The following is a 24,567-nucleotide window of genomic DNA, read 5'->3' as shown; positions in this document are numbered from 1 at the left end:
TCATGCCCAACAGTGCCGTCCGCTTCATCCTGGTCACCATCTTCCTCGACGCCATGGGCTTCGGGATGCTGGCGCCCGTGCTGCCGCATCTGGTGGCCGAGCTTTCGGGCGGCGATGCCGCGGCGGGGGCGGCGGCCTTCGGCACGATCCAGGCCGCCTATGCGGCTTGCCTGTTCCTCTTCTCGCCCCTGATCGGCCGGCTGTCGGACCGTTTCGGGCGCCGGCCGGTGATCCTGGTGGCGCTGGCCGGCGCCGCCGTCGACCAAGTGGTAGCGGCGCTGGCGGGCAGCCTGTGGCTGCTCCTCGCGGCGCGGGCGGTGGCCGGGCTGTGCGGCGGCAGTGCTGCGACGGCGGCGGCCTATGTCGCCGACGTCACGCCGGCCGAGAAGCGCGGCACCGCCTTCGCCGTGGCGGGTGCCGTCTTCGGCATCGGCTTCGTCTCGGGGCCGGCGATCGGCGGCCTGCTCGGCGATCTCGGGCCGCGGGTGCCTTTCTGGGCGGCGGCCGGGCTGACCGCGGCCAATTTCCTCTATGGTCTGTTCGTCTTGCCGGAGAGCCTGGGCCGCGACCGGCGGAAAGCGCTGGATATTCACGCCCTCAATCCCTTCGCCGGGCTCATGGCCTGGCGCCGTTCGCGCGTGGTGGCCGGGCTGTTCGGCGCGGTCTTCCTGTTCATGCTGGCGCAATCGGGGTTGCAGGCGACTTGGGTGCTGTTCACCGACGTGGCGCTGGGCTGGGGTCCGCGGGAAGTCGGCGTCTCGCTCGGCGCCCTCGGCATCGTCGCCATCCTGGCCCAGGCGCTGGTCGGGCCGAAGCTGATCGGCCGTTTCGGGCCGCGCAAGACCCTGCTCGCCGGGCTCGCCGCCACCGTCTTCTTCTGCCTGGCGCTGGCCTTCGTCAGGGCGGATTGGCAGCTCTATGCCACCCTGGTCTTCGTGCCCCTCGCCATGGCGAGCGGGCCGGCGGCCCAGGCCGTGCTCTCGACCGGGGTCGAGGCGACGGAACAGGGCCTGCTCCAGGGCACGATATCGGGCGTGACCGGGCTCGCCTCGGTCTTCGGGCCACCGATCGGGGCCTGGACCTTCGGCCATTTCGCGAGCCCGGGGCCGCTGCAGTTTCCCGGCGCCGCCTTCCTGCTGGCCGCGCTGCTGGCGCTCGCCGCCCTGGGTGCCGCCGCCCGGGCGGTCAGCCCGCCTGGCGAAGCGGCGCGCCGAGACGTTCCGTGATGCGGTCGGCGACGAAGCCGGCATCGCGGGCGATGCCCGAGAAACGCCCCGAACCCCAGGTGTAGAGCCAGGGCAGGCCGAGGAAATAGAGCCCCGGCACGGCGCTCACCCCGCGCTTGTGGGTGGGATAGCCGCGGCCGTCGAAACAGGGCACGCCGAGCCACGAGAAATCCGAGCGGAAGCCGGTCGCCCAGATCACGCTGGTGACATTCTCGGCCGCGAGGTCGAGGTCGAGGCCCGGATCGTCCGGCTGCCAGCAGGGAACATAGGGCGGCTCCACCGGCGCCTCGATACCCTTGGCGGCGATATAGGCGTCCACGCCTTCGCGGATGCGGACATAGGTGGCATCGGCCGCATCGAGATTGGCGGCGAGATCGTCGGCGAAGCTGACGTGGGCACCGTCGATCCCTTTCAGGCGGCCGTGCAGCTTCATGCCCTGAAGAGCGAATTTGCGGAGGTCGATCTCGCGCCCGCCGTCGCGCCCGGTCATATAGTGATTGGCCTTGCCGCGCACCTTCTCGCCCTGGGGGTGCTGGTCGACGGGCATATCGTAATGGCCCATGTCGTGCTGCCATTCGACGACGTCGCGGCCGCGATATTTGCGCGGCGCGCGCGGGGCGGAGCCGGTGGCGAGATGGACCTGGCGGCCTTCGAGGTGCAGGTCCTCGGCGATCTGGCAGCCCGACTGGCCGGAACCGACGACGAGCACGGCGCCGGGCGGCAGGGCGGCGGCGCTGCGGTAGCGCGAGGAATGGACCTGCACGATCGGTGATGGCAGGCGTTCCGCGGCGCGCGGGATATTGGGAATGTGATAGCCACCGACCGCGACCACCACCTGGTCGGCCGTGTAAGCGCCGTCGGTCGTCTCGACCAGGAAACGCCCATCGTCCCGCCGGGTCAGCGCGGTGACCGCGACACCTTCCTTGAGCGGCGGCTGCACGAGGTCGATATAGGCGTTCAGATAGCCGAGAATCTCGTCCTTCTTCATGAAGCCGAAGGGATCGTTGCCGGGATAGGGAAAGCCCGGGAGCTGGCACTGCCAATTGGGCGTGACCAGGCAGAAATTGTCCCAGCGTTCGGTCGCCCAGGCGTGACCCCGGCGGTTCTTTTCGAACAGCAGATGGTCGATGCCGCGGGCCTTCAGATAATAGGAGATCGAGAGGGCGGCCTGGCCGCCGCCGACGACGAGGACGGGATAATGGGTCAGGGGGGCGTTCATGGTGTCTCGGTCCTTCAGGGCTCGATGCCTTCGACCGTGACCACGGCCTCCGGCGCGTCGGTGTAACGTTTGGCGGCTTCTTCGATGCGGGCGAGCTGGCCCAGCGCCCGCGAGCACGGCATGCCGTAGCGGGCGCGCACGCGCTCGCTGGCGGCCCCCAGGCCGGCGCGGCTGCGCTCCAGGAATTCGGCCAGGGGATAGCGGGCGCCGGGTTCGAAATAGTCGGCGATCGCGGTCGAGGGCGAATAGCAGGTCTCCTGCCGGCCGTCGGGCCAGCGGAGCCTGAACCACATCTCAGGCATGGGTGCGGCCTCCCGGGCCGGTCGAAGGGCCGCAGCCGATCAGCGGCTGGTCGGCGAAATCCCAGAAGGTGACGGACTGGCGCCCGTCGGCGAGGGTGAGGCGGCGGCTGGCGTCGGCTGTGCCGATCGCGGCGCAGGCGATGCCGCGGGCGGCGAAGGCGGCGATGGTCGCATCCGCCTTGTCGGGCTTGGCGGCGAGGATGAAGCCGTAGCTCGGGAAGGCGGTGAACCAGCGGTCGAGCGCCATACCCTCGGGACGGGGCACCTTGGTGACGTCGAGGGTCGCCCCGATGCCCGAACATTCGAGCAGCATGAGGGCGGTGCCCACGGTGCCGGCCATGGAAATATCCTTGGCGGCATGGGCGAGGCCGGATTCGGCGAGTTGGGGCAGGATCTCGATATCGGCGCGGAGCCGGGCGGGCGGGCTGCCGCTCGAGGCATCCCAGAAGGGATGGGGGTCGCGGAAGCCGCCGCGCAGGTCGATCGCCGCCAGCAGCACGTCGCCCGGCTCGGCATCGAAGGAGGTCAGCAATGTCCTGGCCCGGCCGAGCACGGCGACCGAGAGCTGTTCGCCGCCAGGGTTCCGGGTGTTGGAATGGCCGCCCACGATGGGCACGCCATAGGCGGCACTGCCGGCGGCGAGCCCGTTCAGGATCGGCCCGGCCGAGGCGGCAGCCCGGCTCCACAGGGCGTCGACCACGGCGATCGGCCGGCCGCCCATGGCCGCGATGTCCGAGACATTGACCATGACGCCGCAATAGCCGGCGAACCAGGGCAGGGCGGCGACGAAATCGGCCATGAAGCCTTCGATGGCGAAAAGCAGGTAACCGTCGCCGTCCGGGATGGCGGCGCAATCGTCGCCCACCGCGACCGGGGCGGCGCCGAGCCCGAGGCCGGCCACCACCGCGTCGATGTCGCGCTTGTGGCCGAGGCCGCGGGCGGTGGCCAGGTGGCGGGCGAGATCGGGGAGATTCACCGCTCCCTCCGGATCAGCACGGTGAAGCCGCGCGGGCCCTCGGCGAAGGGCGGGTAGTGGGCGAGGTCGGCTTCCATGAAATGATGCGGCAGGCCGTGGCAGGTCTCTTCCGCCAGGGTCGCCCAATGCAGGCGGTGGAACAGGGTCGCGTTCTGGGCCTGGACATGGGCGGTGAAGCGGTTGCAGCCGCGCGCCGTCGCCGAGGAGACGGCGAGGCGGATCAAGGCGGTGCCGAGGGCGCCGAGCCGGCGCCAGGCGGGTTCGACGGCGAGGCGCGAACCGGCCCAGTGCCCCGGCGCATCCTCGTGGATGCGGACGGTGCCGACCACCTGGTCGGCGACACCGAAGATCGGCGCCAGCGCCACCAGGGTGATGGCGCGGGCATCCGTCTCGTCCCGGTCGTGGCCTGCGAAGACCTTCTGCTCGCGACAGAAGACCTGGCGGCGCAGCGCCATGGCATCCTCCACCTCCCAGGCTTCGGTGGCGAATTTCACCCGCGCCTCGCCGGCGACATAGGGCAGGACCGGTTCGAGCAGCATGGGCTCACTCCTCGAAGGCGGAGAGGGCGGAACAGGCGCCGCATTTGCCGCAGCCCGCCTTGATCTCGGAGGAACGGAGACCGCCCGCCTTCAGCATGGCGCCGAGGGGGGCCAGCAGTTCGCGCATGAAGGCGGGCGAGGGGGCCGGATGGTCTTCGAGCGGCGTGCCCGAGATCGGCACGAAGGGCACCACGAAGGGGTAGACGCCGATCTCGATCAGCCGGGCCGAAAGCTCCAGGATCTCTTCCTTGCTGTCGCCGAGCCCGGCCAGGATATAGGTCGAGACCTGGCCCCGGCCGAATACCGGCACGGCGGCCCGGAAGGCGTCGAGATAGCGCGATACGGGAACCTGCGCCTTGCCCGGCATGATCTGGCGGCGCAGATCCTCGCCGACCACTTCGAGATGCATGCCGAGGGCGTCGACCCCGGCGGCCTTCATGCGGGCGAACCAGGCATCGTCGTCCGGCGGCTCGCATTGGGCCTGGATCGGCAGCTCGACGGCGGCTTTCACCGCAAAGGCGCAATCGGCCAGCACGGCGGCACCGCGGTCGCTGCCGGCGGGCGTGCCCGTGGTCATGACCATGTGCTTGACCCCGTCCAGCAACACGGCGGCGCGGGCCACTTCGGCCAGTTGCGCCGGGCTCTTTTCCGCGATGGTGCGGCCGGCGGCGAGGGATTGGCCGATCGAGCAGAACTGGCAGGACTTGGTCCGGCTCTGATAGCGGATGCAGGTCTGCAACACGGTGGTCGCCAGCACGTCGCGGCCGTGCAGGGTGGCGATCTTGGAATAGGGTATGCCGTCCAGCGTCTGCAAGGCATAGAAGCGCGGCTGGAAGGGGAAGCTGACCTCGCCCACGGCGATGCCGTCCCGCGTGATCACCGACGTCCCATCAGCGCCCGGCCGTTCGGCGACATAGGGCGAGGCGAAGGCGGCGGCGGTATGGACCGGCACCATGACGGTGCGGCCGTCCACGGTCATGGCCTTGTGGTCCGAAGGCCCGGCGCCGCCACGTCTCGACGGCGCACCGGCGATCGGGTCAGCCAGCCGCACCCCGAAAGACTGCAACTCGGTAATCAGCGTTTGCGACGTCGTCGGTTTCATCGGTGCTGCTCCCAGGCAGGAGGGAACCCGGAACGGGGGCGGAGAGGGCCGGCACCACCATGCGGGCCGGCCGGTTGTCGACATGAAGCGAGAGGAGATCGGGCCTGGCGTAATGGCCGACCGAGTCCATCATCCGCTTGCGCTTCAGAATGAGGCCCATGTCGAGGTCGGCGATCAGGATGCCCTCACCCTCGGTCAGCGGCGGCGCCAAGTGCTTGCCCTCGGGCGAGACGATCGCCGTGCAGCAGCCCCCGCGCAGCCCCTTCTGAAGGGCGGGCTCGGCTGCGATCTTGGCGATCTGCTCATCGCTCAGCCAGCCGGTGGCATTGACCACGAAACAGCCGGATTCGAGGGCGTGATGGCGGATCGTCACCTCCATCTGCTCGCCGAAGACGGGGCCGACCATGGAGCCCGGAAACTGGCTCGCATGGATCTCCTCGTGCTGGGCCATCAGGGCGTAGCGGGCCAGCGGGTTGTAATGCTCCCAGCAGGCGAGCGCGCCGACCCGGCCGACCGCGGTCTGCACCACCGCGAGACCGGCGCCGTCGCCCTGACCCCAGATCATGCGCTCGTGATAGGTCGGCGTGATCTTGCGGCGCTTCAGCACCATCTCGCCGTCGGCGTCGAAGATCAGTTGCGCGTTGTAGAGCGAGCCGTGGTCGCGCTCGTTGATGCCCAGCACGACCACGATGCGATGGGCGGCGGCGGTGGCCGCCACCGCCTGGGTCACCGGGCCGGGCACCTGTACCGCGTGATGATACAGGCGCAGGTGCTCCGGCCCCGTGGTCATGGGCGGATGGACGAAGGAGAAATAGGGGTAATAGGGCACGAAGGTTTCGGGGAAGACGACGAATTGCGCCCCCTTGCCCGCGGCCTCGGCGATCGCGTTGCAGACCCTTTCGACCGTCCGCTCGGGCCGGTCGAGATCGGGTGCGATCTGCACCGCCGCCGCCCGCACCTGTCCATCCGCGGCCATGGTCAGAGCGTCCAGGTATTGACGATGAAGGCGTTGTCGCGGCGATGGAGCAGGATCAGATCCATCACGTCGAGCGGGTTGATCGGCCGGATGCCGGGGATCAGCGACGGTTCGCCGTGGCCGTAGAGCGCCTGGAGCGCGAAGCGGCAGGCATAGACCTTGCCGCCCTCGCCCATGAATTTGACGAGCTGGTTGTTCATCGCCAGATGGCCGGGGAAGGCTTCGTCGCCCAGCGTGGGGAAGCCGCGCTGGATGCCCAGCGTCACGCCCGGGCCATAGAGCAGGACCGAGGTCTCGAAACCCTTGCGCAGGAGGCGGGTCGCCTGCAGCAGGTTGACGAGGCCGATCGAGCCTTCGAAGGCGACGGTGTGGAAGGTGACCAGGGCTTTCTCCCCGGGCTTGGCCTTCACGTCCTCGAATACCTTCTCTTCGTAGTCGACGAAGAAGTCGCCCTTGGCATGGGCCGGCGTGGATACTTGAGGCATTACATCTCTCCCGTTTGCCGTGGTCGATCACCGCTTGGTGTCGGGTCTGGAATTGCAAACGGCGTGCCAGTCAAGTTTCTGCACAATCGCCAGTCAGATTCGTCGCGATGCAGTCAATGAATCCGGTCAATGACGCAAGTTCACGGCAATGCATCCTGCTCGCTCTTTGGGCGCTGCTTCACGCTTGGGCAGCATTTTGCATTGTTTTTCATCATTCTTGAAAGCATTCGAGAAGCGGCCACGAGGCCCGCGGGCACCCTGAAATTGGCCGCGGCAACGGAAAACCCGGGCGCTGCCTGGGGAATTCCCGCCTGCCGCGATGCAGCGCCGTCCGCTTGCACAGACCGGGGACCGGGCGTTTAATAGAAAGGACAGGACACCGTGCCGCCGGTTGCCACCGGACGGGCTGGGGCTCTTGCACTGACTCTCGCATGCAGTCAATCAATGGCAAATCGCAAGATTGACTGCATTCAATCGCAACAGGTCGAGGAATGCCCCGCAAGCTGGTCGGCTGGATCCCGCATATCGGCAAGACGACGCGCCCGCACTACATCGCCATCGCCGATGCGATCGAGACGGACATGCGGGCGGGCAGGCTGGCACCCAACGACCGTCTGCCGCCGCAGCGCGTGCTGGCGGCCCAGCTCGGGCTCAATTTCACCACTGTCGCCCGCGCCTATGTCGAGGCCCAGCGCCGCGGCCTGATCGAATCCAAGGTCGGCGCCGGTTCCTATGTGCGCACCATCGTGCCGGTGGCGGCGCCCCGGCCGGCGCGCCCGATCGACATCGTCGATCTGACCATGAATCTGCCGCCCGATCCGGAGGACCCCGCCCTGGTCGAGCGCATGCGCCGGGGCCTGGCCGAGGTCGGCGCCGACCTGACCGCGCTCCTGCGCTACCAGGGCTTCGGCGGCACGCCGCAGGACAAGGAGGCGGCGGTCGCCTGGCTGGCGCGCCATCGGCTCGAGGTGACGCCGGATCGCCTGTTGATCTGCCCCGGCGCCCATTCGGCGCTGCTGGCGATCCTGTCGACCATTGCGCGGGCCGGCGACACGATCGCCTGCGAGGATCTGACCTATCCCGGCGCGCGGGCGATCTCGGCCCAGCTCGGACTCAATCTGGTCGGCCTGCCGATGGACGGCGAGGGCATTTCGGCCGAAGCCTTCGAGGACCTGTGCCGGCGCCAGCCGCCCAAGGCGCTCTACTGCAATCCGACCCTGCTCAATCCGACTTCGGCGACCATTTCGCTGCGTCGGCGCCATGCCTTGATCGCGATCGCGCGGCGTTTCGGCGTCAAGATCGTCGAGGACGATGCCTATGGCTGCGTGCCGGTCTCGCCGCCGCCCGCCTTCGCCGCCTTGGCGCCCGAGATCACCTATTATGTCCAGGGCTTGGCCAAGAGCCTGGGGGCCGGGCTTCGCGTCGCCTATCTGGTGGCGCCGGACGTGCGCAGTGTGTGGCCGCTCGCCTCGGCGCTGCGGGCGGCGACGGTGATGGCCTCGCCGATCACGGTGGCGCTCGCCACCCATTGGATCGGCAACGGCACGGCCGAGGACATGCTGAACGCGGTGCGCGCCGAATCACGCGCGCGGCAGGCCCTGGCCCGCGAAATCCTGCCCGCCGGCAGCTATCTGGCCGACCCCGAGGGTTTCCATGTCTGGGTCGAACTGCCGCCGCCCTGGAGCCGGGCGGCCTTCGCCGGTCAGATGCGGAATTCCGGGATCGGCGTGGTCGGCTCCGACGCTTTCGCGGTGTCGCGGACGGCGCCGGAGGCGGTACGCATCTGCCTGGGCGGCACGGTCGACCGGGAGGGCGTGCGCCGGGCGCTCGAATTCGTCGCCGACGCCATGAATCACCCGGCGCCGGCGGCGACCGCCAGCGTCATCTGAGGGCGGTCGGTCAGGCCCGGGTCGGTCAGGCCAGGGCGGGGACGGGTGATTCGAAGCCCGGTGTGCCGATGTTGACCGGCAGGCCCAGCAGGTAGTTGCGCATACGGTCGCGGCAGAGGTCGGTCGGTGCGATCAGGGTGCGGCGGCGGTCCGACGGATCGGGCCGCTTCTGCAGCCAGCCGGTCGAGACCAGCTCGTCGATCTTGCGCATCGCCGTGGTCGAAGGCAGCGTCGTCGCGTGGCAGGCGCTGGTCACCGAGACGACCCGGTGCAGCAGCGACTGTTCGATCAGATAGAGCAGGATTTCCCAGTTGGCGTCGCCGTCGACGCAGCTCGGCAGCAGCTTGTCGCGGAACCGGCGGGCGGCCTGCAGCGCCTTGATCCGGTGCAGCATCTCGCTCTCTTCCGGGGCCTGGCCGGGCAGAGCGCGCGGCGGATTGACCACCAGGCGATGGACCGGCTGGGGCGCGGGCTGGATCGGGGGCGGTACGACGGAGGGGCGCACGCCCGGGGCCGTCGGCGTCGGCACTGCCTCACGCGACAACCGTACGGCGGCGTTTTCGATCGTCGAGGTCAGTTCCTTGGCCTTGGCCAGGGTCTCGGCCAATTGCGCGGAGAGATCGCGGTCGTTCGGCTTCACGTCGCGGCGCTGGTCGAGCGCATCGGACGCGCGGTGAATCGCGGCGACGAGCTGGTCGAGATCGACCGGCTTTACCAGAAAGTCGAGCACGCCGAGCTTCAGCGCATTGATGGCGCGGTCGAGGTCGGCGAAGGCAGAAAACAGGATCGTCTCGAACACGCGCGGGGCGCCGCCGAAATGGCGCAGCTCGCGCACGAGGTCGAGGCCGGAAAGGCCCGGCATCTGCATGTCGGTGACCAGCAGGAAGGGCTCGGTCTCGCCCAACATGGTCTGCAGCGCGTCTTCGGGAATGGAGAAGGCATGGACCACGAAGCCCTTGAGCTTCAGGAAATCCCCCACTTCCTCGACAATCGAGGCATCGTCGTCGATCACGTAAATTGGCGTTGCAATCGCCTGCGAACGATTCTGACTCGGAGTCATCGGCAAACCCACCTCCCCCAACTGGGCGGACATGCAACCTTTATGCTCGAATACAAGCGGAATGGAAGCGAATTCAACCACCCTCGCTATACCGGCGCACCGCCTGGCGCCAATGGGTCTGGTTTATCCCATCTACCGTAAACAAATAGCAAATTGAACCGATCCAGAGTGATTCGCGCGACAGGCCGTTGCAGACACTGTAATTTCATGAAGCGCCGTTGCGGGAGAAATTTACGCCGCATTCACCAACTTTCAATAACCTGCGGCAGAGCATGAGAATGCCCGCCGATGGCAGATCGCCACCGGTGAGGATGTCGTGCCTCGCAGTTTGGCGGAATGGTGAGGTGGCGACGTCGTGGGGTGACCAACGAGCGCAAAAAGGGGCAGTGCAGTGTACCAATCGACACGAGGCCAAGCTCGGGTGAATTCGCCGGTCGTCAACTGCTCCACGGTGGAGCTTTGACCATGGCCAATGCTGCGGATGTCGTGCCGCTTCCCGATCTTCTCAGCCTCGCCGCGGATTTCACCTGGCGTGCCGGTCCCGACCTTCGGGTCGACGAGATTTCGCCGCTCGACGTCGGATGCGATCCGGCGGTGATCCAATTGCTGCGCGGGGCCCGCCTGGACCGCCTGGCGCAGCGCACGCTCTATCCCGCCCAGGGGGTGGCGATCAGCGCCCTCCTGAATCGCAAGGCGCCGATGCGCGACGTCGCGCTGAGCTTTTCCCAGCGCGACGGTGCGGTGGTCAATTTCACCCTCACCGGCAGCCCGGGCGGCGACGGCGGTTATGTCGGCGTCGGCAAGGTTTGGAGCGGCCGGCCCTTCGACGAGCAGCACCGCGGCGAACTGGTCGAGCTGCTGGAGCGGGCGGAAGCCAACCGCAACCGCGAAATGCGCCTGCGCGAGGAGGCGGACGTCCTGCTCGCCTCGCTGCGCGCCCTGATCCAGCCGAGCCCGCTGGCCGACAAATGCGCTGACCTGTTCAATCTGTTCTCGCGTCTGTTGCGTTTCGACGAGGCGCTGGTGGTGCGCCGGCGCACGCGCGACGAATTGCTCACCGTGGTCGCCACCGATCCGGCTCTGACCGGCCTGCGCTGGCCCCTCGGCGAGGTGATCGACGCCGCCCTGATGGGCGAGGCCCTGGTGGTCGCCGACCTCGCCGCCACGCGTGAGTGGCCTGACTTCCCGGACATCATCCGCGAACGTTTCCGCACCGCCCTGGTGGCGCCGCTGACGATCGGCAGCGAAGCCGCCATGCTGGTCGCCCTGCACCGGACGCCGGGCTATTTCGAGCCGTCCCAGCTCGCCCTGATGCAGCGCCTGTCGCTGATCGCGACCCAGGCGTTCCAGGTCGACGAGCAGAAGAACGTGCTGATCAACACCGCCAAGCTGGCCACGCTCGGCGAGCTGATGACCGTGATCGCCCATGAGATCAGCCAGCCGCTCTCGGTCATCGCCATGGCGGTGAAGAACGCCAAACTGGCGATCGAGACCGAGAACGAGCGCAACAATTCCGTCGGCACCGCGGAACAGGCGATCGTGATCAGCAAACTCGACCGCATCCATGACCAGGCGCTCCGGGCCGGCGAGATCATCGGCGCCATCCGCACGCTCGCCCATCCCGACCGCCGCACCCTGGGGCTCCGCCCGGTCTCGGTCATCGAGATCATGGACAATATCCGCCACCTGACGGAAGGCAGCCTGCGCAACCGGGGCATCGCCCTCTATTGCCATGCACCGTCCTATTGCCGGCCGCTCCGGGCCAATCCGGTCTCCCTGCAGCAGGTCTTCCTCAACCTCGTGGTCAACGCCCGGGACGCCATCGCCGACGCGGCCAAGAGCCGCAACGAGCCGACCCGGGGCGAGATCCATATTTCCGTCTATGACGACGGCACCTCGGACCGGATCCAGGTCGAAGTGTCGGATACCGGCGGCGGCATTCCGCCCGACGTCATGAATCGTATCTTCGACGCCTTCTTCACCCTGAAGGAAGTCGGCTCCGGCACCGGCCTCGGGCTTTCGATCTGTCGGACGCTGATGATCGACATGGGCGGCAGCATCAGTGCGCGCAACGAATCGGCAGGGGCCGTGTTCCGGCTCGAGATTCCGGCCTATGTGGAAGAAGCGCCGGTCGGTGCGCCATGAGTGCAAGCCAGCCGTTACCCGAGCCTAGGCGGCCGACCCTTCTGGTCGTCGACGACGACTATGATTTGCGGAGCGAGCTCGCCGAGCTGTTCGAGCGGGTGGGTTATCGCGTGCTGCAGGCCGCGAACGGCATCGAAGCGGTCGAAATGGCACGCGAGCAGCGGCCGGACGTCGTTCTGATGGACGTCGGAATGCCGCAGCTGGGCGGCGTGCGCGCTGCCGAGATCATGACCCTGCTGCGCCATACCGAACAAGTGGTCCTGATGAGCGGAAATCCGGAACTGGTGGCCGAGGCAGCCTCGCACCGGGGTCTCGCCCCGATCGTGCTGAACAAGCCGCTCAGCTTCGACATCTGCCGCCGGGTGATCGACAGCTTGGCCAAGCCGGGCCACTGAGCAGGGACAGGGTCGGCCATCGAGGCCGAGCACCCGTGGGCGCTCGGCCGCAAGATGATCGACGAGAATTCACTTCGAGGTCGTGCCCGACGAAGTCATGTCGCTGAGCTTGCCGATCGCGGGACCGGCGCCGCCCTTGCCGATCGAGGCCAGGTAGCCTTCGTACATCTTCTGGGACTCGTCGCCATTTGCCGTGGTGCGCGACGGGGTCGCGGCGTATTGGGCCTGCAGCATGGCGCGGACGCGGGCGAAGGGCGGTTGGGCCGGCGCGGCGCCGGGCTGGCCGTAGCTGTTGAGGGTCTGCTGCGCCAGGGCGGCATCGGCGGCGGCGACGGCCAGCGCCAAGCCGAGGGCGGCGAGGACGGATCGTTTCAGGGTCATGGCTTCCAACTCCGGGCAAAGGCCAGGGCGGCATCGCGTTCGCCGGCCGGCAAGGGACTGAGGATGGCGGTGACCTTGTCGTCGTGCCCGCTGTTCAGGGCGGCTATGGCAAGGTTGGTTCGGACCTGGGAATTCTCCCCGGCAAGCTGGGCCGCGCGCGACAGCACGTCGTAGGCGGTGGCGAAATCGCCGGTCTTCAGCAAGGCGAAACCGTAATTGTTCAGGACCCGCGGGTCGGTCGGCGCGGTCTGGGCGGCGCGGGCATATTGCGGCGCGGCCCCCTTCCAATCGTTGTATTGCGCCCGCACCTGGCCCAGGCCGAAGGCGGCGGCGGGCTGGATCCGGCGCCGGTCGAGGGCCAGATAGACCTGCTCGGCCTTGTCGAGCTGGTTGGTGCGCAGAAGGGCTTCGCCCTGCAGGGTCAGCGCTTCGGCGTTGCCGGGATGGCGCTTCAGATAGTCGTCGAGGAAGGCGAGGGCGGCCTGCGACTGGCCCTTCTCGTTCATGCCCCGGATCAGGGCGAGAAAGACCTGATCCTCCTGGGCGGTCGGCGTCTGCGCCTGTTCGCCCGAGACATTCATGGCGGGACCCGACATCGATTTGCAGCCGGAAGCCCCGAGGGCGGCGGCGAGGCCGACGAGAAGGCCGGCCATGCGGCGCGACACGATCATGATCAACCGCCCCCGACCCGGCTCAGCCCTTCGATCAGGCGCGACACCGCGGGACCGGCGATGACGATGAGCAGCGGCGGCAGCATGAAGATCATCATGACCACGGTCAGCTGCGTCATCTTCATGCCGATGGCGGCGCGGGCACCGTTCATGCGCCGCTCGATCAGGGTTTCGGAAAAGACCTTCAGGGCGGCGGTCAATTCGGTACCATAGGCCAGCGATTGGATCAGCAGGGCGGAGAATTCCCGCCCCTCGTCGATCGCCAGGCGCGCGCCCCAACGCTGCAACGAAACCTCGTAACCCTTGCCCTGGTCGATGTCGGCGACCAGACGATCGATCGTCGTCTTGATGGTGCCGAGGCCGTCCGCCTCTTCCTGAGTCAGGTGGCGGAAGGACTGTTCGATCGAGGCGCCGGACCGGACCAGCAGCAGCAGCATGTCGATCAGGAAGGGCAGTTCGCGCTCCATGCGCTTGCGCCGCGCCTTGGCGATCGTGCTCATATAGTAGCGCGGGCCGAAATAGCCGAGGGCGAAACCGACCAGCGCCGCGATCAGGGCGTCGTTCGGCGTCCGCAGGACATAGCCGGCGGCCAGCCCGATCACGCCGAGCACGATGCCGCCGATCAGGCGCATGCCGGCCAGCCAATAGGGCGCCCCGGGGTCGTAACGCCCGGTTGAACGCATGATCCGTTCGAATTCGGCGATGGTCGCGGGGCTGTGGGTGGTCGCCCGGCCCACCGTCTCGAAGAAACCACCTTGTGATTCCTCGTCCTCGATCAGGCTGTCGTGGCGGCTGAAGTCGGTCAGGCGGGCGCGCAGGCGGCGCGTCTCGCCGATACGCCGCGCCTCTTCGACCAGCACGTTGCCGCCGATGAAGAGCAGCAGCAGCGCACCGACGATCTCGAGCGTGGTGGACAGAGTATAGGGCATCACGATTTCCCCCGGCCGCTCAGTAATCGACCCGCATCAGGCGGCGCATGACGACGATGCCGAGCACTTCGAGCCCCAGAGCGATACCGAGCAAATATTGACCTTCCTTGGCGAAATAGTCGAGGTAGGTAGGATTGAGCAGCATGATGGCGAGGCCGACCAGGGGTGGGATCGACACCATGACGAAGGCGGTCGAGCGCAGCTCCGACGACAGGGCGCGGAATTCGCCGCGCACCCGGATGCGGTCACGCAACACGCGCGCCAGATGCTCGAGGATATAGCCGAGATTGCCGCCATAGCGGAGATTGGTGCGCACCACCATGGCCAGCATGCCGAGTTCGGCGATCGCGAGGCGCTGCGACTGGACGCGCAGCGCATCGGGCAGCGGCACGCCGATCTTGAGGCGGAGCGCCACGGGATCGAGATAGCAGCGCACGGCGTCACCCGAATAGACCAGGGCCTTGTCGAAGGCCTGGGCCTGGCTGTTGCCGGTGGTGATGAGCTGGCGCAGGCGTTCCAGGAAATTCGGCAGTTCCTCGAGGAAGGAGTTCACCTTGTGGTCGGCCGCGGACGACAGGCGCTGATAGGCGACGCCGACGTAGCCGAGGCCGGCGGCGAAGCCCCCGAACAGGCCGAGAAAGAAGATCGCCGCGACCACGACGACGAAGAGGCCGGCCAGAAAAGCGACGAAGCGCTGCGGCGTCACGTGCCAGTCGGCCTGGAGCAGGCGCCGGGTGATGCCCGAGGAGGACATCATCAGGCGCCCCATCAGGCGTTCCGTCTCGGGCAGGTCGAAGTCGATGTCGGTGGCGACGCCGACCGAGCGGCCGAGTTCGGCCAGGCGCTTGTGATAGTCCTGGTCGGTCCGCCAGTCCTCGACATAGCGGTCGATGACGTAGCCCGCCGCGACGGCAAAGAGAAGCGCGAAGCCGATGGCGATCATGGCATGCGGTCCCCGCTCTGGCTCACGACCGCGGCTCGAAGCGGACGCCGGAGCCGCCGCCCGCGCGCACCACGCCGCCGACCGAGGCCAGGCGCTCCGCGAAGGCGGAATGGCGGGTCACCATGGAGAAAGTGCCCTGGCCCGGCGCCGTGGGATTGTCGCGGTAGCGGAAACGTTCGTTCTGCACGATCGTCTCGCCTTCCATGCCCACCACCTCGGCGATCGAGATCACCTTGCGGGCGCCCATGGACAGGCGTTGGACCTGCACGATGACCTGCACGGCCGAAGTGATCTGGCGCCGCACCGTGCCGACGTCGGCCTTCATGCCGCCGAAGCTGAGCAGCAGCTCCAGGCGGCCCATGGCGTCCTGCGGCGAGTTGGCGTGCAGCGTCGCCATCGAACCATCGTGGCCGGTGGTCATGGCCTGGACCATTTCGACCGCCTCGCCGCCGCGGATTTCGCCGAGGATGATGCGGTCCGGCCGCATACGCAGCGCGTTGCGCACCAGGTCGCGCGCCGTGATCTCGGGCGTACCGTCCGCCGAGGGGGGCCGGGTTTCCAGGCGGACAACGTGGGACTGGCGGAGCTGCAGCTCGGCCGCGTCTTCGATCGTGACGATGCGCTCGGTCGGCGAAATATAGCCCGACAGGATGTTGAGCAGGGTGGTCTTGCCCGAGCCGGTACCGCCCGAGATCAGGATGTTCAGGCGCGCCCGGACGCAGGCCGCCAGATAGTCCACCATCTCCTCGCTGATCGCACCCGAGCGGATCAGGTCGTGGATCTTGAGCGGGATGCGCTTGAACTTACGGATCGAGACCGTGGCGCCGTCGAGGGCGATCGGCGGGATCACGATGTTGACGCGGCTGCCGTCCTTCAGGCGGGCGTCGACGAAGGGCGAGGCCTCGTCCACGCGGCGGCCGATCGGGCTGACGATGCGCTGGATGATGTTCATCAGGTGGGCGTCGTCGCGGAAGCGGGTGGTCACCCGTTCCAGCACGCCGCCGCGCTCGACATAGACGCGGTTCGGGCCGTTGACGATGATGTCGTCCACCGTGGTGTCGGCCAGCAGGGGCTCGAGCGGGCCGAGGCCGACGATCTCGAAGAAGACGTCGTCGAGCAGGCGTTCGCGCTCGGCCGCGTTGAGGGCCACGCCGGCACCGGCGACGACCACCGAGATGGCGCGCGAAATCTCGCTGCGCACCACTTCGGCATTCGCCTTGTCGGGCGTGAAGCCGCGCTTTTCCAGATAGTCGTGAACGATGGTGAGGGCCCGGAACTTCAGTTCCTGGTAGAGCGGCGAGGTGTAGATCTCGCCCTCCGCCCGGGCACCCGGCAGGTTGGTCGGGAAGGCGGCAGTGCCGAGCGGCGATCCGATGCCAGGTCCGGCCGTTTCACGCATCACTCAACTCCTCGGGTTCAACGGGAACCGGCCCGGCCGATGCCGAGGCGCGAAAGAATGCCGCCGGCCCCACCGCTCGCCAGGCGCGCCGCATTGGCGGCGACCGACGACGCCGCACCGGCCGGAACCGCGCCGGTACCGCCGCCGCCCGCTATGGTGGAGTCCACGATGGCGCGCACGGCGCGGGCATAGGGATTGCCGGCGTCGGCCGTCAACGCGGTGCCGAGATTGCGCTGGCCGTCGACATAGAGACGATCTTCGGGGACGACCAGCGGCCGGCCCTTGGCGCGCAGGGCGCTCGTCACTTCTTCGACCGTCGGGCGCAGGCGCGGCACGTGACGCGAAACGACCAGGGTGAACTCCGGGTCCTTGTTGATGGCGCGGCGCATGCGGTCCAGCATGGTGGCGGCGGCATGGACCGTGGTCATCGACTGGTCGACCACGAGGATCGAGGCATTGGCGTCGAGGAACAGGCGGTCGGCCACGCGCGGCGCCAGCGGCCGGTTCACGTCGATCACGATGGCGGTGAAATAGGAGCGCAGCACGTCGACGAGCTGGGACAGATCGCCCGCCGCCGCGACCTGGGCGTTCTCGTCGTCGACCGCGAGCGGCAGCACGAAGAGGCGCGGCGACTTCACCTGGGCGAAGGCACCCTCGATCAGCGTCTGGTCGAGCCGGCCGAGGTCACCCAGGGCGTCGGTCATGAAATAGGACGCCTTGATGCCGAGAAGGTCGACCGACTCCGAGGGCGGATAGCCGAGGTCGAGCAGCAGCACGCGCTCGCTCGCCCCGGAACGCCTGGCCAGTTCGACCGCCATGGCGACCGCGATCGAGGTGGCGCCGGCGCCCGGCCGGGGCGCCATCACCGCGACGATGCGCGCCGAATGGCTGCCCCGCTTGGCCGGCCTGGACTGCAGCAGCCAGTCCATCTGGGCGATCAGGTCGTCGGCCGCGAAATCCTTGTCGATCACGTCGTTGGCGCCGGCGCGCATGGCCGGGATCAGCGAGGTCGCCGAGATGTTGTAGCTGGCGACCACGATCGGCATGGCCGGCTGCTCGGCCTTCAGGGCGACGATCAGCTCGGTGATGTTGCGGCCGTCCCAGGCGACGTCGTCGAGATCGACGATGATCGCCTCGACACCGGTCGTCTCGATCAGACCGCGCAGAGTCTCGAGCTGCGGCAGGCCGCGGACGATGGTGCAACGCGAGAACAGCGCGGAGGTGACCCGTTCCGCAAAGTCTTCGTCGCTGGAAACAACGAGTATGGCGCGACGTTCGGAGGTCATGGCATCAACCCATATTGCGGCAGCACATCACGCAGGCGGTTGCGGCCGACCAGCATGTCCCCCGTCGAGGGGCTGTAATTCTCGAGATCGTCGCCGGGCAGCGGCGGGAGCGAGCGCGAGTCCATCGGCGAGACCAGGCGCGGCGTCGCCACGATGATCAGCTCCTGCTGTTCGTGGGTGGCCAACTGGCGCTTGAAGAAGGCGCCCAGGATCGGAATGTCGCCCAGCACCGGCACCGCCGAGTCCGAGTCCGACTTGTTCGACGACATCAGGCCGGCGAGCACGAAGCTCTGGCCGTTGCCGAGCTCGAGCGTGGTCGAGGCGCCCCGCCGCGTGATGCCCGGCACTTCCGTGCCCTGGATGGTCACGGCCTTGCCGTAGTCGAGGTCGGAGACTTCGGGCGCAAGGTTGAGCAGGATCCGGCTCGGGCTCAGCACGGTGGCCGAGACCTTCAGGCGGATACCGAATTCCTTGTACTCGATGGTCACCGTGCCCGAATTGTCCTGCGGCACGGGGATCGGGATTTCGCCGCCGGCGATGAATTCGGCGGTTTCGCCCGAACGCACCAGGAGGGTCGGCTCGGCCAGGATCTGGGCCAGCTTCACGCCGTCCAGGATGCCCAGCACCGCGGTCAGGTCCGAGCCCGGCAGGCGCAGCAGCACGTTGAGCGCATCCGACACGGCCGAGACGCCGGCGATGTCGCCGGTCAGCTCGGCACCCGGGCCGGCCACGGCATATTCGAAGCTGGTGCCCGAGCCCGAGCGGAAGTCGAAGCCGAGACGCTTCAGCGTGGTCGCCGAGAGGGCGGCGAACTTGATCTCGACGCTGACCATCTGCTGCTGGAGGACGCGCACCTGATCGTTCACGCCGTCGGGGAAATAGCGCGAGACGATGTGCAGCAGGCGGGCATGGGCCTCGTTCGAGGGCACCGTGCCCTTGAGCGCCACCTTGCCGCCGGACGAGTCGATCTTGACGCCGGAGAGTTCGGGATCGTCGTGCAGGTCGCGGGCCACGTCCGCGGTCGAGAGCGGCACCACGACGGGGTAGATATAGGCGTGTTCGCCGCCCACTTCCCAGACGATCAGATTGGTGCGGCCGGGTTTAAGGCCGAGCAGCAGGATGTCGGTCGGGCCGACCACGCGGCCGGTCAGCGTGGCGGGATCGCCGATCGCCACCCGCTCGATCGGGGCCGACAGGGAGAGCGGAGTCTGCACCCCTTCCTGGACCGTGATCGCCGGCTTGTTGACATAGTCCGCGGCGGCGGCCGGGGTCGGGCCGACGCCCTCCGTGCCGGGGCCGACCAGGACGAGGGCGCTGGCGGCCACGCTCGCCAGGGCGAAGCGCCGGGCGGCGCGCAGGGCGCTCCTGCGCGGGGAGCAATCGGGGATGGGCATGGTTTCGGGCCCCTGGAACGTCGTCGTCTTACTCATGGCACCGCCTGCTTGCCCGTGTTGGCCCCAAGAATGACTTCAATCTGCCGCGGCGCGACCACCGCCGGCGCCGGCAGCGTTCCGCCGCTGGCCGAAGTGGTCGTCTCCGGGCGTACGGCGCCCACCAGATCCTCGAGACGGACCGGCTTCACTTCGTCTTCCTTCGTGTCGACCGGATTGCGCAGCGCGATGTAGAAGGAGCCCGAATTCTTGGCCACGGCCAGGACCAGGGCCTGCTCCGGCGTCACGGCGACGGTCAGGTTCTGCATCCGGATCGCCTTGTCGCCCTGTTCTTCGGTCAGCGCCTCGCCGACCGAAAGGACGCGCAGGGCCTGCAGCACGACACGGGATTCGCGCCGCTCTCCGCCGTTCGCATCTTCGGCCGGGCCGAGGGCGGTATTGGCGAGCACGAGCTGGATGTCCACGAGGTCGTCGGCCCGGAGGAAATTGCCGACCGCGATCTCGTCGTTGACGCGGAGCGCCACCGCCCGCATCCCGTCCGGGATCAGCACCGAGAGGCCGGGCTTGGTCTTGTCGCCCGGGGCGAGGATCACGCTCTGCAGCACGATCTGGCCGGCCGGCATCGCGCTCAGCGCCACCGCGTCGACCGCCGAGCGCGGATCGGAGAGGGAGCCGACCGGGGCCGGGCCTTCGATCTTCAGCGTGGCGAGCTTGGTCGCGTCGATCTTCTCGCCGCGGCCGATGTCCTTGGCGGCGACGACGATCGAGATCAGGTCGTGCCGCTCGGCAGCCGGCTGACCGGGTGCGGGCGGCGGCGGCCTGCGCATCGACACGACGCCGAACACGATGAGGCCGACGGCGATCGCCACGAGCACCACACCGAGAACCAAACGAAACTTAGATCGTCCCATCGGACTGCGCCCCTGACTCAGAAATCTGCGATCGGCAGGACAACCTGCGTTCCCCTGGCCGGCCCGCCCATGTCACGCCAATCTGGCGCAATTTGGTAAAGGCTTCGTTTGCGAAACCGTCAGGCGCGAAACTTTTGCAGAAATGTCATGGTCTCGCCCCCTGCCGTGTTTCTTGGCCAACTATAATCGAAGTGGCGCGAGACAGAACCGAATATCGCCCTCGCCGGGGGAAAATTCCCAACGAATTGGTAGGTTTAGCGAGGGCTGCAAATACCGCCGACGGGCGGCGGTGACTCGTCTGTGCGGGGGGCGCCGCCCGGGAGAGGCATCCGGGCGGCCGGGACCTTCTGGCTCGCGGAACGCGAGGTTCCGGGCAATCCGGGTGTCGGAGCGACGGGCACCCGGCGGGACGAAGAAAAGGCTCGGGGGCCGGATCAGGGGAAGGGGATCGAAAGGCCGCCGGTCGCGGTCGTGCCGCGGCCGCTGCTGCCGCTGGCGCTGCCGCCGAAGCGTGCGCCGCAGGCTCCGAGCCCGGCGACGAGGGCGACCACCGCGACCAGGGAGAGGATTCGGTTGAGACGGGGGGCCATGGTTTCGTTCCATGCGTTCGGTGGATTTTCTCCACCTTAGACGAAAGGCCGCGGCCTGGCAAAGCCGGCCGCGGCCCGTTGGGGATCAGGCCCCGGCGATGCCGCCGAGCAGGCCTTGCAGCAGATTGCCCAGGACCGGGATGTCACCCACGGCCGCGAGCGCGTCCGGGTTGCTGTTGCCGATCGTGGTCAGGCCCGAGAGCAGGTCGTTCACGCCGTCCAGCACCGGGTCGAGAGCGCCGTTCTGGGCGCCGACCAGGCCGTCGACCAGGGCGGTCACCGGCGCCAGCGGGCCGGTCGACGAGGTGACGTCGTTCAGCGGGCTGGTCAGGGCGGCGAGCGCACCCGTCGTCGGGTCGACCAGGGTGTTGACGAGCTGGCCGACGCCGGCCAGCGCGGTATTGCCCAGCAGGTTGTCGACCGTGCCCTGGACGGTGTCGATCAGGCCGCCGGTGGCCGACGCCGAGGCGCTGGCGCCGCCGCCGATGCTGGTCAAGCCGCCCAGCAGGCCGCTCAGCAGGTCGCCCACTACCGGAATGTCGGCCAGTGCCGCGGCCGGATTGGTGGTGCCGGCGGTGCCGCCGAGCAGGCCGTTCACGGCGTCGAGCACCGGGTCCAGCACGCCGTTCTGGGCACCAGCCAGGCCATCGACCAGCTGGGTCACCGGGCCGAGCGGGCCGGTGCTCACGGTGGTGACGTCATTGAGCGGGCCGGTCAGGGCCGAGAGGGCGCCGGTGGTCGGGTTGACCAAGCCGTTCACCAGATCGGCGACGCCCGAGAGCGGCGTGCCGCCCAGCAGGTTGTTCACCGTGCCCTGCACCGTGTCGATCAGGCCGTTGCCGGTGATCGAGCTCGTGCTGTTGCCGGTCAGGCCGCCCAGCAGGCCGCCGGCGATGTCGCTGTTGGTGAGCCCGCCGGTCAGGCCGGACAGGATCTGGTTGAGCGACGAGATCAGCGGCTCGAGCGCCTGGTTCTGCGTGTTGACCAGGCCGTTCACCAGGTCGGTCAGGGGCCCGAGGGCGCCGCCGGTGCTGGAGGTGAGCTGGTCGAGGGCGCCGGTCAGCGCGCTCAGGGCACCGTCGTTCGGGTTCAGCAGGGCGTCGACCAGGTCGGTGACCGGCTGCAGGATGGTGTTGTCCGTCAGGTTGTTCAGGACGTCCTCGACCGAGCAGATCAGGCCGTTGCTGCCGCACTGGCTGGTCGGGTTGTTGGGGTTGTTGGGGTTGTTGGGGTTGTTGGGATTGTTCGGGTTGCGCGGATCGGACGGGCCGCCGATCACGTCGCCGAAACCGTCCCGCCCATTGAGCGCGCCGCCGATCAGGCTGATCTGCCGGATGCCGAAGCCCGAGCCCGCCGAGAACAGGAAGTTCGGCCGGTTCAGGTGGCGATGCATGTCGATCAGGGTCGGCTCCGACTGCTGCTTGGTGCGGTCGGTGGTCAGCAGGTTGGTGCCGGAATTCATGTAGAAGCGCACGCCGGCCAGGCCCATGGTGCCCTGCTGGTCGAAGATGCCGGTGGCGAACAGCGCCATGCCCGGGATGTCGGTCAGCAGCGCTTCGACCTGAACGTCGCCGCCCAGCTCGTTGCCGCGCGAGTAGCTGACACCGCCGCCGAGGCGGAGATTGGGATTGGCGTAGACCGACAGGCCGGCGCGGCCGTAGATGCCTTCGATCGCATCGCCCGTCTCGTAGCCGACCAGGCCTTCGAGGGTGATGTTGTCGAGATAATATTCGGCGATCGCCGCGACGCCGTATTGCGCCACGCTGTCGACATAGACGCCACCAGCGGCGACACCGACCATGAACTTCTGCGGGTCACGGTAGAACAGCTGGGCGGCACCACCGGCGAAGCCGGTCTCGTCCGCGGTCACGCCGGCCACGCCGTCGACCTGCAGGCCGAGCTGGTCGCCCAGCGGAATGGTCAGGCTGGGTGCGCCGCCATAGGTGCCACCGTTCTCGTCCGCGCCACCGAAGAGGTCGAGGCGGAAGTTGGATTCCGCAACCGCCCGATTGCCGAGGCCGAACTGATCACTCGAGACCGGGACGGCATCCTGGGCCGACCCCAGGCCAGCAACGGAGAGTACAGTTGCAGCAGTTGTGGTGAAGAGAAACGCTTTAATTGCGGCACTTCTGTTCATTTCGGTCGAGCCCCTTAAGCCAAGACAGTGTCTACGCAGATATCACAAACCGTTGCTCTTCCTATTCTGTCCCCAGGCTGGCCGGCCTCTCTCGGCGCCCGGAGGGCAATGGTTTCTCTGCTTGCGAAGACCCTCTTACACGCTAGTCGCATCCACTTCGATGCGAGTTAGATCCTTTTTGCGAGACAACTGTGTTTATGAGCCCAAATCGGAGATAACCCCGGGAGCCACGAAATCGGGGGAAAATTGGCTCCTTTGTTCCTTGACCCTGCCCCCCCGATCCCCAAAGTTGCACTCGGAGCGCAGGCTCGGCGCAGCACCGGCGAACGCCCGGTGGCGTGTCCGGCGGTAGGGACCGGGGCCGACCAGGCCGACGGAAAGCATCGTGATGATGGGGCATTCAGTGGCAGGCAGCGGACATCAAGGACCCCAGGTCCTGCTGGTCGACAGCAACATCGAACGCAGCCGCCACCTGCGTGAGCATCTGACCTCGTGGGGCTTCAACGTCACTGTTGCGCACGACGGCTATTCGGGCCTGCGCCACATCATGGGCATCTGGCCGGAACTGATCGTGGTCGATTCCGAGCTGAAGGGCTGGTCGTCCTCGGTGGTGATCGACGGGGCCGTGCGCCTCGGCTCGCGCGCGCCGGTCATCATGCTGAACGAGCAGGGCCAGGGCGTCGCCTCGCGTTCCTCGCGCCGGCGCGTCGTCGGCATCATCGAGAATCCGAATTCGGTGAGCGAATTGCGCGCCGTGATGATGAATGCGATGTCCAAGGTTTCGACCGACACCGCCTCCGCGGGCGAGAATTTCGACCTCTCCTGAGGCTTCCGATCCGGCGCCATTCGGACCCGGCGGTCCCGCAACGCAACCGAATTGGCTTTGCGCCGCCGCTCAAGCATCCTAACGTCAACAAAGGACGGTTGAGGGGATTGCGCGGGGCATGGACGGTGCGACGCTGACCGTGGACAAGGTCCACAAGCGCTTCGGCGCGCTGGAAGTGCTGAAGGGTATCTCGCTGACCGCCGTCAAGGGCGACGTGATTTCGCTGATCGGCGCCTCGGGCTCGGGCAAGAGCACCTTCCTTCGCTGCATCAACCTGCTGGAAACCCCTGACTCGGGCGAGATCCGTGTCGAAGGCGAATTGATCCGCATGAAGAAGGACCGCGCCGGCAACGCCGTGCCGGCCGACAGCCGCCAGGTCGACCGCATCCGCACCAAGCTCGGCATGGTGTTCCAGAGCTTCAATCTGTGGTCCCACATGACCGTGCTGCAGAATGTGATCGAGGCGCCGGTCCACGTCCTCGGCAAGCCCAAGGCGGAGGCGATCGCCGAGGCGGAGGCGCTGCTGGCCAAGGTCGGCCTCGCCGAACGGCGCGACTATTACCCCGCCCACCTCTCGGGCGGGCAGCAGCAGCGGGTCGCCATCGCCCGGGCGCTGGCCATGAATCCGGCCGTCATGCTGTTCGACGAACCGACCTCGGCGCTCGATCCCGAACTGGTCGGCGAAGTCCTCAAGGTGATGCAGGACTTGGCGGCCGAGGGCCGCACCATGGTCGTCGTCACCCACGAAATGGCCTTCGCCAGGGACGTTTCCTCCCGCGTCATGTTCCT

The 24,567-nt window shown here is 67.9% G+C and carries 24 protein-coding genes; 6 read left to right on the top strand and 18 right to left on the bottom strand.

Features of this window, described 5'->3' with window-relative positions; genetic code table 11:
* Positions 1–2: 2 nt before the first annotated feature.
* Positions 3–1,226: an MFS transporter gene (locus tag WC493_RS03000; protein ID WP_373062370.1), complete on the top strand. Its 1,224-nt coding sequence runs from the start codon at positions 3–5 to the stop codon at positions 1,224–1,226.
* Here WC493_RS03000 and WC493_RS02995 read toward each other — a convergent pair.
* From WC493_RS02995 to WC493_RS02965, 7 genes are read right to left on the bottom strand one after another with little or no spacing between them, the layout of a single operon-like run.
* Positions 1,186–2,445, bottom strand: coding sequence for an MSMEG_0569 family flavin-dependent oxidoreductase (locus WC493_RS02995; RefSeq protein WP_373062368.1), 1,260 nt, complete (start codon positions 2,443–2,445; stop codon positions 1,186–1,188). The genes WC493_RS03000 and WC493_RS02995 overlap by 41 nt on opposite strands.
* Positions 2,446–2,459: 14 nt before the next feature.
* Entirely contained in the window at positions 2,460–2,747 is a 288-nt protein-coding gene (locus WC493_RS02990; RefSeq protein WP_373062366.1) for an MSMEG_0570 family nitrogen starvation response protein, read from the bottom strand.
* The gene (locus WC493_RS02985; protein WP_373062364.1) at positions 2,740–3,723 is read right to left on the bottom strand and encodes a sll0787 family AIR synthase-like protein; all 984 of its coding nucleotides are present in this window, start codon (positions 3,721–3,723) and stop codon (positions 2,740–2,742) included. The genes WC493_RS02990 and WC493_RS02985 overlap by 8 nt, the downstream gene beginning before the upstream one ends.
* On the bottom strand, positions 3,720–4,262 hold the full coding sequence (locus tag WC493_RS02980; protein WP_373062362.1) for an MSMEG_0567/Sll0786 family nitrogen starvation N-acetyltransferase: 543 nt from the start codon (positions 4,260–4,262) through the stop codon (positions 3,720–3,722). Before WC493_RS02980 ends, WC493_RS02985 begins: the two co-directional genes overlap by 4 nt.
* Positions 4,263–4,266: 4 nt before the next feature.
* Positions 4,267–5,364: an MSMEG_0568 family radical SAM protein gene (locus WC493_RS02975; protein WP_373062360.1), complete on the bottom strand. Its 1,098-nt coding sequence runs from the start codon at positions 5,362–5,364 to the stop codon at positions 4,267–4,269.
* The gene (locus tag WC493_RS02970; RefSeq protein ID WP_373062358.1) at positions 5,300–6,340 is read right to left on the bottom strand and encodes a Nit6803 family nitrilase; all 1,041 of its coding nucleotides are present in this window, start codon (positions 6,338–6,340) and stop codon (positions 5,300–5,302) included. The genes WC493_RS02975 and WC493_RS02970 overlap by 65 nt, the downstream gene beginning before the upstream one ends.
* A 2-nt stretch (positions 6,341–6,342) precedes the next feature.
* Positions 6,343–6,825, bottom strand: a complete 483-nt coding sequence (locus tag WC493_RS02965) for an MSMEG_0572/Sll0783 family nitrogen starvation response protein (RefSeq protein ID WP_373062356.1) — start codon at positions 6,823–6,825, stop codon at positions 6,343–6,345.
* Positions 6,826–7,316: 491 nt separating this feature from the next.
* On the opposite strand from WC493_RS02965, the gene WC493_RS02960 reads away from it, so the two are divergent.
* Positions 7,317–8,714, top strand: coding sequence for a PLP-dependent aminotransferase family protein (locus WC493_RS02960; RefSeq protein ID WP_373062354.1), 1,398 nt, complete (start codon positions 7,317–7,319; stop codon positions 8,712–8,714).
* Between the two features lie 25 nt (positions 8,715–8,739).
* Here WC493_RS02960 and WC493_RS02955 read toward each other — a convergent pair whose 3' ends face one another.
* Positions 8,740–9,726, bottom strand: a complete 987-nt coding sequence (locus tag WC493_RS02955) for a response regulator (RefSeq protein ID WP_373062352.1) — start codon at positions 9,724–9,726, stop codon at positions 8,740–8,742.
* 513 nt (positions 9,727–10,239) lie between these two features.
* Here WC493_RS02955 and WC493_RS02950 point away from each other — a divergent pair.
* Complete coding sequence (locus tag WC493_RS02950) at positions 10,240–11,919, top strand: sensor histidine kinase (protein ID WP_373062350.1); 1,680 nt, start codon at positions 10,240–10,242, stop codon at positions 11,917–11,919.
* Positions 11,916–12,314, top strand: a complete 399-nt coding sequence (locus WC493_RS02945; RefSeq protein ID WP_373062348.1) for a response regulator — start codon at positions 11,916–11,918, stop codon at positions 12,312–12,314. The genes WC493_RS02950 and WC493_RS02945 overlap by 4 nt, the downstream gene beginning before the upstream one ends.
* Before the next feature lie 69 nt (positions 12,315–12,383).
* Here the strand turns inward: WC493_RS02945 and WC493_RS02940 are convergent, their stop codons facing one another.
* From WC493_RS02940 to WC493_RS02895, 10 genes are all read right to left on the bottom strand, one after another.
* Entirely contained in the window at positions 12,384–12,695 is a 312-nt protein-coding gene (locus tag WC493_RS02940) for a hypothetical protein (RefSeq protein ID WP_373062346.1), read from the bottom strand.
* Positions 12,692–13,366, bottom strand: coding sequence for a tetratricopeptide repeat protein (locus WC493_RS02935; RefSeq protein ID WP_373062344.1), 675 nt, complete (start codon positions 13,364–13,366; stop codon positions 12,692–12,694). Before WC493_RS02935 ends, WC493_RS02940 begins: the two co-directional genes overlap by 4 nt.
* A 2-nt stretch (positions 13,367–13,368) precedes the next feature.
* Complete coding sequence (locus WC493_RS02930) at positions 13,369–14,295, bottom strand: type II secretion system F family protein (RefSeq protein ID WP_373062342.1); 927 nt, start codon at positions 14,293–14,295, stop codon at positions 13,369–13,371.
* A 19-nt stretch (positions 14,296–14,314) separates the two neighbouring features.
* The gene (locus WC493_RS02925) at positions 14,315–15,238 is read right to left on the bottom strand and encodes a type II secretion system F family protein (protein ID WP_373062340.1); all 924 of its coding nucleotides are present in this window, start codon (positions 15,236–15,238) and stop codon (positions 14,315–14,317) included.
* Between the two features lie 22 nt (positions 15,239–15,260).
* Positions 15,261–16,637, bottom strand: a complete 1,377-nt coding sequence (locus WC493_RS02920; protein WP_373062338.1) for a CpaF family protein — start codon at positions 16,635–16,637, stop codon at positions 15,261–15,263.
* Positions 16,638–16,654: 17 nt separating this feature from the next.
* The gene (locus tag WC493_RS02915) at positions 16,655–17,923 is read right to left on the bottom strand and encodes a CpaE family protein (RefSeq protein WP_373062336.1); all 1,269 of its coding nucleotides are present in this window, start codon (positions 17,921–17,923) and stop codon (positions 16,655–16,657) included.
* Complete coding sequence (locus WC493_RS02910; protein WP_373062334.1) at positions 17,920–19,353, bottom strand: type II and III secretion system protein family protein; 1,434 nt, start codon at positions 19,351–19,353, stop codon at positions 17,920–17,922. Before WC493_RS02910 ends, WC493_RS02915 begins: the two co-directional genes overlap by 4 nt.
* Positions 19,350–20,183 (bottom strand): Flp pilus assembly protein CpaB, encoded by an 834-nt coding sequence (gene cpaB / locus WC493_RS02905; protein WP_373062332.1) that lies wholly within the window; start codon positions 20,181–20,183, stop codon positions 19,350–19,352. The genes WC493_RS02910 and cpaB overlap by 4 nt, the downstream gene beginning before the upstream one ends.
* A gap of 476 nt (positions 20,184–20,659) precedes the next feature.
* Positions 20,660–20,815 (bottom strand): hypothetical protein, encoded by a 156-nt coding sequence (locus WC493_RS02900; protein ID WP_373062330.1) that lies wholly within the window; start codon positions 20,813–20,815, stop codon positions 20,660–20,662.
* A gap of 85 nt (positions 20,816–20,900) precedes the next feature.
* Complete coding sequence (locus tag WC493_RS02895; RefSeq protein WP_373062328.1) at positions 20,901–22,952, bottom strand: hypothetical protein; 2,052 nt, start codon at positions 22,950–22,952, stop codon at positions 20,901–20,903.
* Between the two features lie 388 nt (positions 22,953–23,340).
* On the opposite strand from WC493_RS02895, the gene WC493_RS02890 reads away from it, so the two are divergent.
* Complete coding sequence (locus tag WC493_RS02890; protein ID WP_373062326.1) at positions 23,341–23,778, top strand: hypothetical protein; 438 nt, start codon at positions 23,341–23,343, stop codon at positions 23,776–23,778.
* 118 nt (positions 23,779–23,896) lie between these two features.
* A partial coding sequence (locus tag WC493_RS02885; RefSeq protein ID WP_373062324.1) for an ABC transporter ATP-binding protein occupies positions 23,897–24,567 on the top strand: 671 nt, incomplete at its 3' end.

It is taken from the genome of Zavarzinia sp. (assembly GCF_041650655.1).
GTDB lineage: Bacteria > Pseudomonadota > Alphaproteobacteria > Zavarziniales > Zavarziniaceae > Zavarzinia.
The sequence above is the reverse complement of the archived record's forward strand: the minus strand, read 5'-3'. Positions and strand labels throughout refer to the sequence as shown.